This is a genomic window from Tepidanaerobacter sp. EBM-38 (assembly GCA_001896545.1).
Taxonomy (GTDB): domain Bacteria; phylum Bacillota; class Thermosediminibacteria; order Thermosediminibacterales; family Tepidanaerobacteraceae; genus Tepidanaerobacter.
Genome location: MPOT01000054.1, coordinates 1 through 12,579 on the forward strand (window position 1 = coordinate 1; position 12,579 = coordinate 12,579).

The 12,579-nt window shown below is 37.4% G+C and carries 12 protein-coding genes and 1 riboswitch; all 12 genes read right to left on the reverse strand.

Annotated features, from left to right (window positions below; genetic code table 11):
- Positions 1–522: FGGY family carbohydrate kinase (locus tag BUC45_RS05815; protein WP_296970947.1), on the reverse strand; the 522-nt coding region annotated here is incomplete at its 3' end.
- Positions 523–682: 160 nt separating this feature from the next.
- Positions 683–1,444 carry an SDR family NAD(P)-dependent oxidoreductase gene (locus tag BUC45_RS05820; protein ID WP_296970948.1) on the reverse strand — a complete coding sequence of 254 codons (762 nt, stop codon included), beginning with the start codon at positions 1,442–1,444 and terminating at the stop codon, positions 683–685.
- 127 nt (positions 1,445–1,571) lie between these two features.
- Positions 1,572–2,375 (reverse strand): 5-deoxy-glucuronate isomerase, encoded by an 804-nt coding sequence (locus BUC45_RS05825; protein ID WP_281795519.1) that lies wholly within the window; start codon positions 2,373–2,375, stop codon positions 1,572–1,574.
- Between the two features lie 150 nt (positions 2,376–2,525).
- A complete protein-coding gene (locus tag BUC45_RS05830) occupies positions 2,526–3,803 on the reverse strand; it encodes a TRAP transporter large permease (protein ID WP_296970949.1) in 1,278 nt (425 codons plus the stop codon).
- Entirely contained in the window at positions 3,800–4,306 is a 507-nt protein-coding gene (locus tag BUC45_RS05835; protein WP_296970950.1) for a TRAP transporter small permease, read from the reverse strand. Before BUC45_RS05835 ends, BUC45_RS05830 begins: the two co-directional genes overlap by 4 nt.
- A gap of 87 nt (positions 4,307–4,393) precedes the next feature.
- Positions 4,394–5,398, reverse strand: coding sequence for a TRAP transporter substrate-binding protein (locus BUC45_RS05840; protein WP_366749855.1), 1,005 nt, complete (start codon positions 5,396–5,398; stop codon positions 4,394–4,396).
- Between the two features lie 421 nt (positions 5,399–5,819).
- The gene (locus BUC45_RS05845) at positions 5,820–6,752 is read right to left on the reverse strand and encodes a phosphoglycerate dehydrogenase (RefSeq protein WP_296970952.1); all 933 of its coding nucleotides are present in this window, start codon (positions 6,750–6,752) and stop codon (positions 5,820–5,822) included.
- A 454-nt stretch (positions 6,753–7,206) separates the two neighbouring features.
- Positions 7,207–7,941, reverse strand: coding sequence for an amino acid ABC transporter ATP-binding protein (locus tag BUC45_RS05850; protein ID WP_296970953.1), 735 nt, complete (start codon positions 7,939–7,941; stop codon positions 7,207–7,209).
- A gap of 61 nt (positions 7,942–8,002) precedes the next feature.
- Positions 8,003–8,731: an amino acid ABC transporter permease gene (locus BUC45_RS05855; protein ID WP_296970954.1), complete on the reverse strand. Its 729-nt coding sequence runs from the start codon at positions 8,729–8,731 to the stop codon at positions 8,003–8,005.
- Between the two features lie 182 nt (positions 8,732–8,913).
- Positions 8,914–9,768, reverse strand: a complete 855-nt coding sequence (locus tag BUC45_RS05860; protein WP_296970955.1) for a transporter substrate-binding domain-containing protein — start codon at positions 9,766–9,768, stop codon at positions 8,914–8,916.
- Between the two features lie 141 nt (positions 9,769–9,909).
- Positions 9,910–10,096: riboswitch (Lysine riboswitch) on the reverse strand.
- A gap of 143 nt (positions 10,097–10,239) precedes the next feature.
- A complete protein-coding gene (locus tag BUC45_RS05865) occupies positions 10,240–12,243 on the reverse strand; it encodes a sodium-translocating pyrophosphatase (protein WP_296970956.1) in 2,004 nt (667 codons plus the stop codon).
- Positions 12,244–12,281: 38 nt separating this feature from the next.
- The gene (secG, locus tag BUC45_RS05870; protein ID WP_296970957.1) at positions 12,282–12,509 is read right to left on the reverse strand and encodes a preprotein translocase subunit SecG; all 228 of its coding nucleotides are present in this window, start codon (positions 12,507–12,509) and stop codon (positions 12,282–12,284) included.
- Positions 12,510–12,579 lie beyond the last annotated feature (70 nt).

Genomic DNA, 12,579 nt, shown 5'->3' on the forward strand with positions numbered 1-12,579 from the left:
ACCGGATGCTATTGTCTTTGATTCAACGAATTCACCTGTTAGCTGTTCAAAGATATATTCTAATTGCGATGTAATGTAGGCAGCCTTCGAAAATATGTCGGGTTGAGATTCTTTAAGATGAATAATTTTCCATAGAGGATATATGCTGTGGATGGTACAGCCGGTTTTATTGTAAAAGCTTTGCCACAGCTGTTCATTTTTCCGATATTTTGCCACTGTCTCTGCAGGACGGGTATCAGCCCATGTAAATATCGGCGTAAGCGGCTTTCTGTGCTTATCCAGCAGTAAAAGACTGTGCCATATCCCGCTAAGACTAATTGCATCGATTCTATATGTCTGCGATGATAATATCTCCTTAATTTTACTTAGTAGTAAGTTATATACTCCTTCTGCATTTTGTGTAATCGTATTACTTATATTTTCATTGTATAAAATGCTTTTTACGCTCATTGGCCCTTCATCGCTGGAGTATATAGCTACTTTTAAAGCAGAAGTGCTGGTTTCTAAAGCCAATATATTCAAATAGTATCGCTCCTTAAAAATTACAGGGAATTTAAAGAATATTGAACGAATAAGAAATAAATCATCTCAATGAAAGAATTTTAATTTTATACTATCTATATTGAAAAATGAGTTTCAAACTACATCTAAATTTGCAATTTTCGATTTATAATTTGTACCTTTACATTACCAAATAACCACCATCAACAGGAATAATTGCACCATTTATATAGTCCGAAGCATGTGAAGACAGAAAAATACAACAACCCTTCATATCATTTGGAGTTCCCCATCTATGTTGGGGTATCCTGTTTGTGATTTCTTTAAACCTAGGATTTGAAGGATCAGTCAAAGCAGTATTCATGTCGGTATCCATATAGCCTGGAGCAATAGCATTTACGTTAATACCTCTACCTGCCCATTCGTTGCATAATGCTTTTGTAATTTGGCTAACTCCACCTTTGCTAGCTGCATATGCGGGTATTGTCATTCCTCCAAAAAATGAAATCATTGAAGCTATATTAATGATTTTCCCATAGCCAACCTTCAGCATTTCTCTTCCTGCTAGTTGGCAAAGTTCAAATGTCGCAGTTAAATTTACTTCAATTACATCATCCCAATCGCTTAAAGGAAAGGTTTCACTTTTATGTCTTCTCTGAATGCCTGCTGAATTTACAAGAATGTCTATCGTTCCACCAAGTAATTCCAAGCCTTCATAAAAAGCTTTTCGTCTGTCCTCACGGTTCTTTAAATCTACTTCTACACCATGACACTTAAAACCTTTTTCACAAAATTGCTCAGCAACATTGTTTACTTTTGCATTGGAGCCAAAAATAACTACTTCTGCACCTGCTTCCATTAAACCTTCTGCCATACCGTAACCAAGGCCGCGAGTTCCACCTGTAACAATCGCTTTTCTCCCAGTAATATCAAATAAATTCAATATGATATCCTCCTTGAAAATAGTTGTTAATATGAAAAATTAAGTAGACAAACCCTATTTTATCAGTAAATTCAGAATTATTATTTTGATTGTTTGTTTTAACGCCATTTTTTTAAATTATTTAGTTTCATTTTGCATTTTCAAACATCGGATCTGCAATAGCTAAATCATACCGCCTACTTTCCGGTGTAAAAGCAGCTAATATCCAAAAATATGTATTTATTGTTCCAGGGCTAGCTACTGTCGGATGATAACCACGAGGTACCTGCACGACTGTTCCAGTTTGAACTGTATGAATAACGGAATTTTCTATTTCTCCACTTTCTAAGTAGCTGATATGAAATCCAAATTTGGGTGCATCCATATCAAAATAGCAATATATTTCTTCTAGGTCCTTTTCATGTTGATGTGGAGGCCAGCTTGTCCATCCCCCATTACCGCCCCATGTTAAGCCACAAATAAGCCGTGATGCTGGAGTATTAGGATCTAGTGTGAACATAACTCTGCGGCTATATATGCCCTCTCCATGAATCTGATGTATATCGCCATAAGGTAAATTAGGATTATATTTACGAAAACTTGGTTGCCCTATTCCTTCGTATTTAGCACCTGCGATGTAAAAGATACAATCTTTCACAGCTGTGATTTTTATTGTATTTTCTGCAGGAATATAAAATGAATCGTACTTTTGCATCGTTTGTTTTAACACAGGATGCTCACTTAGTAATGCTTCACCACTTAATATAACTGGATGTATTTCCATTTCTCCACTTTCCAAAACATAACTTTCACCTGCTGGCAAATTCAGTCTATACATTTGTGCCACTTTGCAATCACAATTTTCTGGAACAATAACTTTATGAAAACCTGGCGCTTCCGGAGATTTTATACTCCAATTTTTCATATTTTCCTTATTTACGCAACCTTGCATATCTATACACACCTTTCATTTTTTATTCTTTTACATACATCTAATTGCCAGATTGGTTTATTTTATATTGTTTACAAGGCTTTTTTGTCATTGCCATTTTAGGTCGTATGTATCATGACTAAATTCCATTACAATCTACAATTTTAGTTGCTATTTAATTAAAAATGTGCTAATCCACGGGCAAAATACAACCGCAAAAAATACTGCAAGATATCCTATAAAGAAGGGTACCTGGCCTTTCGCAATTTGGTCCATTTTCAATTTTGATACACTTGCAGCTGAAAAAATATTTACAGCAACAGGAGGAGTCATAGTGCCAATTACATTAGAGATAGAAACAATCATACCAAAGTGAATTACATTTATACCAAGGCTTTCTGCAATAGGCCACAAAATAGGAACAATTAGAACCGCTGTTGCAATACCTTCTAAAAACGTACCAAAAATCAGTAATATTATTGCAACAATAAAGCAGAACATAGTTGGACCTAAGTTTAAACCAATAATAGTATCAACCAATTGTTTTGATATACCGGAAAAAGCAAATAACCATGAAAATGCTGTTGATGTTGCAATAATGAAAAGAACCATAGCACTACTTTTTGCAGAATCCAAAATAATCTGTACTAAGTCTTTCAATTGTATTTCTTTATAAATAAAAAATCCGACAATTAGCGACCAAACAACTGCAACGGCTGCAGATTCTGTAGGAGTCAAAGCTCCTGAATATATGCCACCTAATATGATAATAGGAAGCATCAACGCAGGGATTGCATTTACAAAAGCTTTTAAAAGCAATTTAGGGGTAGTTTTTTCCTGATTTTTAGGCCAATTTTCTTTATTAGCATAAATAAGAACAATTACCATAAGCACAAACATTATAACAATTCCAATGAACATGCCTGATTTGAACATATTTGTTACTGAAGCCCCTGTAATCGTTGCATAAACAACCATAATAATGCTAGGAGGAATAATCGGCCCAAGGCCTCCAGATACAACTAAAAGACCAGCTACTCTTTCCGGCGGATAACCAATTTTCACCATATCCTCATAAAGCATAACTCCAATAGCTATAACAGTTGCAGGAGCAGAACCCGAAAGTGCCGCAAAAAAAGCACATGACAACACAAGAGCTAGCGACATACCACCCCGTATATTTCCTACAATGGAATTAGAAAAATCCACTAAACGCTTAGAAATACCACCTTTTGTCATAATATTCCCAGCTAGAACAAAGAACGGAATCGCCATAATAGATGTAGATTCGAGACCCCCAAATAACCTCTGTGCAATAACAGAAACCGAAAGTGTAATATCAGGGCTGAACACTATAGCACACATAGTTGCTATACCTAATGACATTGCTATGGGTACTCCAATAATTAGTAAAACTGCAAAAGAGCCGAACATCAATATACCTGTCATGCCTTTACCACCTCTTTAGCTTTCTCTGGTTTAACTAGATTTTTAATCATCAAAATAACAGTGGCACCCTGCACTAATGTAATAATAGCAAAACTAATAGTTAAAGCAGCATATGGAATAGTCATTGGTAATTTCAAAGCCGGTGATGTTTGCCCTGATTCAATCTGCATCTGTAGCATGCCAATAGAGCTTTTAAAAATTATAACCGAAAAAAGGACAACTATAATTTTAGAAATGATTTGGACTACTTCTTTAGTCTTTCCTTGCAGTTTGTCCACTACGCCAGTAAAAGCTATCTGCGAACCATCTCTTAATCCAACTTCTGTCCCTAATAAAACCATATATATCATAGAATAAACAGCAGCCTCTTCAAACCAAGAAATCGGTAACTTAAATATATTGCGATTAACAACCTGCGCAAAAAAAGTTGTAACCATAATGCTGAAAGTAACAACTAAGACTGCGTTTTCTATACCTTGGAGAAATGTTAATATCTTCTTCATAAATCTCTCACCTTCTCTTGTTTGGCTTTAAAATCGGAAGCACCAGTAAAGGTGCCTCCACGTGTAATGCTTTATACTAAAATTCGACTAATTATTTACTGATGCAATTGCTTTGTCAACTGCAGCCTGCCATTCTGGATCAAAAGTAAACTTTCTCTTAGCTGCAGTTTCTTTATAAGCTGCCTTCAAGACATTAGTATCAATTGTATGGAATTCTACACCTAGCTCTTTCAATTTTTCCTCAGCTTCTGTATTCGCCTCTACAAGATACTGTCTCTGTGCTTCGTATCCTCTTTTAACACCTTCCAAGAAAGGTTCTCTCAAGTCTTCTGGAATCTTATTCCATGCATTGTCAGACATAGCAATTATGATATACACGAAAGCATGATTTGTATATGTAATATTCTTTGTAACCTCATAAAAACCATTTGCTAAGCAGTTCGAAATCGCATTTTCGCAAGCGTCAATTGTGCCCTGTTGAAGAGCTGTAAATTGTTCGCCAGCTGCCATAGCTACAGGCATAGCACCAAAGGATTCAAAAGCTGCCATATGATACTCATTTTGCATAGTGCGAATCTTGACACCTTTAAAATCAGATATATCTTTAATAGGCTTTTTAGAAAAAACATTGCGGAAACCAGATTCCATATACCCTATTACATGTAATCCTAATTCTTCTGCTTTTGCCTCAATTAAATCTCCAACCTCACCATCAACGGCTGCATGAGCTTGATCTGCATTATCCCATAAGTAAGCTTGGTCCAGAATGCTCATCTCAGGGATCCAGTTAGTTAATACGGAATTAGCCGCAGTTGCAATATCGAGATCGCCATTCATGGCTAATTCAACAGTACTGCGCTCATCACCTAGCGCTCCTCCAGCTACCACTTCAATATTAATTTTTCCGTTTGTTGATTTTGCAACTTCTTCAGCAATCTTCTTTGCACCTTTATAATAGTTTGATGATTCATTATCTACCATAGCAAATTTAAATGTTATGACTTCATTTTGTGCCGATTCACTTGTATTACTGGTTTCAGATGTTTTGCTATTATTGGAGCATCCACTAATTGCTATACTCGCTATAAGCATTAGAACAATTAATAAGGTAATATGTTTTTTCATTTCATAATCTCCTCTCATATTTAGCTAGTACATAATACGCTCAAATTTAGAGCATTATATATCATTAAATATTATAATTCATACCCGCCCCCTTCTTGATATGTGATTGCAAAGCCAATTAAAATTAATCTGATTATTCTCTTTCTATTATTCACCCCTTGCCACGTTATTAGGTTAACCTATATATAGATGCCTCCTTGCCCTGTTAGAACGTATCCGGCTACACATATAAGGAAAAAAATATATTAAATCCTTTTGATAGGAGCTAAGCCAAGCCTTTACTGAGCCAATAGTATGTAGTTCACCAATGACTGCCATGGTAATTATTCTAATATCGCTCAAGATGAAATTCTTGATTTTTTTGCGTTTCACATTATATATGTTAACTTTAAAATAACATTTCAATTAGATTCTTTGCCGAAGTTACAACCATACGCTCAGTTGCCTCCTTGGTATAGGCACCTATGTGAGGTGTAAGTATAAAATTGTCAAGTGCTAACAGCTTGTTTTGCTTATCTGGTGGTTCTTGAGAAAATACATCTTGAGCTGCACCAGCTATAATCCCATTTTTTAATGCATCATATAATGCATCCTCATCTACAAGTTCACCTCTTGCCGTGTTAACCAGATAAGCGGTTTGCTTCATTCTGCTCAAGGTTTTACTGTTAATGATTTTGTTTGTTTCTTCGTTTAATGGTAAATGAAGCGTTATAAAATCAGCCTTTTCCAGTATCTCATCTATGCTTGTCATTTTTACATTCATCGCTTTTGTAAGTTCTACATCATTAAAATAAGGGTCATATGCCATTATCTCCATATCTAATCCGGACGCCATCTTTGCAACTTCTCTTCCAATTGCGCCAAATCCTATAATTCCAACTATTTTTGCACCAATTTCGGTTCCTATCGCTCTGTCCCATCTGCCATCTTTTACATTTATAACAGCTTTTGGTATGCTTCTTGATAATGCGAAAAACAAACCAATTGCAAGTTCTGCTACCGAACGCGTATTGGTACCTTCTGCTCTTCTTACCTTTATCCCTAATTCTTGTGCAACATTTAAATCTATATTATCAAGACCAACACCATACTTGGATATCGCCTTGAGATTTTTTGCACTTCTGAGCACTTCTTCATCCATCGGATCAAGACCCACGATTACGCCATCGACATCCGAACATAATTCAAGCATTTGTTGCTTTGTTAGAGTTTTACCAGTATTGTTCTCTACTATTTCTAAATCATATTGACTAAAAATTTCATCTGCCTTATCTTTTGCACGAAAAAATGATTTGGGAGTAATTAGTATCTTTTTCTTCATACGAACCTCCAAGTATGTATTTATTTAGTAATCACTCTTGAAAATTAAATATAGGCCATGGGGTTGTACCATTTAATAGTGCTTTATTGATAGTTCATAACCTTTGTTTTGCCAAATGTGCTTGTTTCTTAGGCTATAAATATAAATTTTCTTTTTTATCATTTGTACATATTTCAGTTAGTTAATTATAACCTGAATATTTTCACTTACATACTACCATATTAGTATACTACTTGTCAATCATTATTTTTAATATGACTTTTGTTTACATTAATAATTAATTTGAGGCTATTACAAATAGAAAGGCAAGCAGAGTGGGATGCTGTAATTTTAAAATTAAAAGACGGTTTCCTATGGCTTAAATAGCTTAATTTTGGAAACCGTCTTTTTTAAACTTTTCTATTATTATGCGAAGGATATAAACATCCCATCGCGCTTCATCCAATTGTTATAACTATTTTAAAGTACGTCTTAAGAATTCTCTGGTTCGTTCTTTTACCGGGTTATTGAAAATTTGCTCAGGAGTGCCTTCTTCTTCAATAACACCCTTATCCATAAATACAACACGATCAGACACTTCTTTTGCAAATTCCATTTCGTGCGTGACTATAAGCATTGTGAGTCCGGTTTGGGCAAGTTTCTGCATGACCTTGAGAACTTCTTCCACCAATTCAGGATCAAGGGACGATGTAGGTTCGTCAAACAGCATAACATCCGGTTCCATTGAGAGAGCTCTGGCAATTGCAACCCGTTGTTTTTGTCCCCCTGATAATTGTTTCGGTTTTGCATTGATGTATTGTTCCATTCCAACAACTTGCAAGTATTTCATAGCAACTTTCTCCGCTTCTTCCTTTGAGCGTTTTAATACCTTTATCTGCCCTACCGTGCAGTTATTTAAAACATTGTGGTTATTGAATAAATTAAATTGTTGAAATACCATGCCTAATTTAGTGCGGTATGCGTAGATATCATGGTTACCCTCCAACATATTCTTGCCTTTATAAATTATCTTACCACCGCTTGGTTTTTCTAAAAGGTTAATACAGCGAAGGAGAGTTGACTTGCCTGAGCCGGACGAACCGATTATGCAGACAACTTCTCCTTTATCTACCGAAAAATTAATGTCCTTTAATACCTCATGAGTTCCAAAAGTTTTACTTAAATGTAATATCTCGATTATCTTTTCCATAACTCCCCTCCTCCACCATCGACAATGGCGAGTCCCACAATTTATATTTCACGGTTCGGTGTTATATTTGCACTGGATTGCCAATCACTGTAAAGTTTTCCGGACCGTCTATTTTCCTTTCCAAATAACGTAATATTCTTGTCACTGTAAAAGTCATAACAAAATATATAACAGAAGCAATAAAAAAAGTTTCGAAATACTTGTAATTATTGCCAACAATTGATTTTGTTTGGAAGAATAATTCTGTTACAGAAATTACATTAAGCACTGAGGTATCTTTAATATTTATTACAAATTCATTGCCTGTTGCAGGCAAGATATTGCGAATTACTTGCGGTAATATCACATTGACCATAGTTTGCATATGATTCATACCTACAGCATGAGCTGCTTCAAATTGCCCTTTATCTATAGATACAATGCCGCCACGAACAATTTCAGCCATATAAGCACCTGTATTAATAGATACAATCAAAAAAGCTGCTGTCAATTTATCCATGTCAAGACCTAATGCCTGAGCAGAGCCGTAATAGATTACCGTGGCCTGAACAATCATAGGTGTCCCACGAAATACTTCCACATAAGCATTTAAGAAGGCATTGATACATTTCAAAATTAGTTTTTTTACTCCTGATTCAGGTATAGGAACACTGCGTATAACACCAACTAATAGACCAATAAAAAATCCTATAATAGTGCCCGTTATGGAAATCAAAAGTGTCATACCGGCTCCACGCAGAAACATAGGCCAATATTTTAAGGTAATTCTGATTATCTGCTCAAAGCTCATATAAGTTTCCTCCTTTTGACACCGCTCTGTCTAGATTCTCGTTTTCTTAAACTAAGACTTTTTACATATAAACAAATGTATGAATTCGTGCTCCTTAAAAGTTATCAGTCTAGGCATACCAGCACTTACCCTGCTGCTTGCAGAAGCAGATGGATAAGCAATGGCATGCCATCGGATAAATGTTATTCTTCCGGCTGATTTTTGATAGCCTCATTCATGAGTTCTTCTTTTTCCGCATCCGAAATGCCTGCCAATATCCTATTTATCTCCTCAATTAATTCACTTCCCTTTACAAGACCCACAGCAATGGCAGTATCATCATCAGATGTTACAAAGCCATCGTCAAATTCAACAAATGTAAAGTTTTCATTGGCTGCCTCCGCACTGACAGCTTCCGGCTTTTCCGAAATATACCCGTCGATCATTCCTGATTCAAGAGCAACCCTCATTGCAGAGAAATCATCCATGGCCGGTTCCTTTATTACACCTTCAATTTGGTCAATTACCGTATAGTGGAATGTACTTATTTGAGCAGTTACTTTTGCGCCTTTAAAATCTTGGATAGAGGTAGCTCCTTCATACTTTCCTCCTTTTTTAACAACCATGACTAAATCTGATTTGTAGTAATTTGTCGAAAAATCTATGCTTTCTTTTCGCTCCGCCGTAGGTGACATACCTGCGATAATTGCATCAATTTTACCGGAAGTTAATGCGGGCAAAAGACCAGACCATTCAGTTTTGACAATAACCAGTTCTCTTCCCAAGCCATCGGCGATTCTTTTTGCAATTTCTACATCATACCCAGCTGCATATTCAGCGCAGCCATCTATTGGCACTGCACCATTGGAATCATCAAGTTGAGTCCAGTTAAACGGCGGATAATCACATTCAAGCCCTACTTTAAATGTTTTACCTTCCGTTGTATCCCCCACCTCCGGTGAATTTACACTTCCAGAATTATTACTTGACCCGCATCCTGTTAGCAACATAATGACTAATAAAAATATTGACATTATTGATATTACTTTTTTATTCATAATCTATACACTCCTTTTTTAATTTAAATTAAATTAATAAAAAAGATTCTTCATTTAATTCAGGATAACAAATACAAAAAGACCCGAGATGAACTCGGGTCTTAATAAACATGTTTCCCCAAATTCCTCCTCTTTCCCACCAACTGAGATAGCTCAACTCAATAAACCGGGCTGTTTATTGAGACAGTCCTACAGCTCTTAACTGCAGGCCCAGCAAATAACATGAGAGAATATTATTTGCTTCGGCAACACTTCCTTCTCCTTAATGTCATTGCTTTGCTCTCAAGCTTCACTAAGAATTGTTAAGCGTTGCGCCTCTACCCCACTTGTGAAAAGTGAGGCTTTGTATTCATTAAATTATATTTTCAGTTTACAACAAGTTACTATGTCTGTCAACCCATAATTGTTCGAGTTTCCGCATTTTTTTTGTAAACCACTATTTTTTGAAAGCAGAAACTATTTGTCAAATATTTATATAAACAAAGGTGCAAACACCAATGCTACAATAGTCATTAACTTTATTAAAATATTCAACGAAGGTCCTGATGTATCTTTGAAAGGGTCGCCCACAGTGTCTCCGACAACTGCAGCAGCATGCGTGGGGGTACCTTTCCCGCCAAAATGCCCTGATTCAATATACTTTTTGGCATTATCCCAAGCTCCGCCGGAGTTGGACATTTGAATAGCCAGCATTACTCCTGTCACCAAGGATCCTGCCAAGAGTCCTCCAAGTGCCTCAGCTCCAAACAGAAATCCTACAGCAAGAGGTGCGACAACCGCCATCATTCCCGGTACTATCATTTCTTTCAGCGCCGCCGCTGTGCTGATATCCACGCACTTAGCATAATCAGGTTTTGCCTTTTCTTCCATAATGCCGGGAATCTCTTTAAACTGACGCCTGACTTCTTCTATCATTTCAAAGGCAGCTTTCCCCACCGCTTCCATGGTCATTGCGGAAAATAGAAATGGCAGCATACCGCCTATTAAAAGTCCTACAATGACATCGGCTTCCAAAAGATTAATACCTTCCTTTAAACCTGCTGCTGTAGTGTAAGCAGAAAACAATGCCAAGGCCGTCAGTGCTGCAGAACCTATGGCAAATCCTTTTCCTATGGCAGCAGTGGTATTGCCTACTGAGTCAAGTTTATCGGTAATCTCACGAACCTCATGAGGAAGCTCTGCCATTTCTGCAATTCCACCGGCATTATCTGCAATTGGTCCGTAGGCATCAACTGCAACAGTCATACCTGTGGTAGAAAGCATACCTATGGCTGCCAATGCTATTCCATACAATCCCGAAAACCTATATGAAATAAGAATGGCAGCTGCAATAAACAATATAGGCAATGCCGTGCTTTTCATTCCCACGGCAAGTCCCGATATTATATTAGTGGCCGCTCCCGTTTGGGAAGACTCTGCAATTCCTTTCACCGGTGGTTTATCTGCCGATGTATAATATTCAGTCACCATCCCGATAATACTTCCGGCAACTATGCCTGAGGTAGTGGCAAAAAACGCATTTATCTCGCCCAATATTGATTGGCTTAAAAAGTAGGTGGCGATTATGGACAGAACTGCACTGATTAAAGTCCCATTTGTAAGAGCCTTTTGTGGGTCAGTTCCACTTGAAGCATTAACAAAAAATGTACCGATAATTGAGCTTAAAATACCTGCTGCCGCAAGCATTAGAGGAAGGATAATTCCCTTTATGCCAAAGGCTTCTCCGGTAGCAGCCGACACAGCCACAGCTCCTATGGCCATACCCGAAACAATGGAGCCTACATATGACTCGAATAGGTCAGCTCCCATACCGGCCACATCACCTACATTGTCACCCACATTATCAGCTATAACGGCAGGATTCCTGGGGTCATCCTCCGGTATGCCCGCCTCTACTTTACCCACCAAGTCGGCACCGACATCGGCGGCTTTAGTGTATATACCTCCACCCACCCTAGCAAAGAGGGCAATGGAGCTTGCGCCTAAGGCAAAACCATTTATGACATCAAAGCTCTTGACATCCAACGGATCTCCAAATAAATAATAAAGAATTCCGAGGCCTAAAAGACCTAGACCAACTACCGACATACCCATAACTGCCCCGCCTGAGAAGGCAATGCTGAGGGCCTTGTTTTGGCTTTCGCGAGCAGCATTGGCAGTCCTGACATTTGCTTTGGTAGCTATATTCATACCTATGAAGCCGGCCAATATCGATGCAATGCTGCCGGTAATATAACATATAGCTGTAGGCCAGTTGATAAAAAAGCCTACTACTACGAACATAACAGTTACAAAAGCTGACAAGATTCTGTACTCCCGGAAAAGAAATGCCATAGCTCCTTCATGAATGGCGCCGGAAATTTCCTGCATCTTAGCATTGCCTGCAGGGTTTTTAGTTACCCTGGCAGCAAGTATAAAGACAAAAGCTAGAGCTACAATCCCCATTACAGGGGCCCATATCACCAGGTTTTCCATTTGATAATTCCCTCCAGATTATTGAAAGTGTTTAAATACTAACGCAAAAAAATAATCATTATAATCGACATAGCCAGAAATACAAGTGCCAGAATCTCTGTGTATTTGGCTAACTTATCATCGATGCCCTTTTTCTTGCCAAACAGCTTTTCAGCACCGCCGGCAATACTTCCGGCCATACCGGCAGACTTGCCCGACTGCAATAAAACTAGTGCAATAAGACCAATGCAAATTAGTAGATAAACTATTGTCAAGAATATTTCCATGCCGCCTACCTCCTGTATAAGCTAATATTAGTGATTATAACACATGATTTTTTAAAAGACAACACAATTA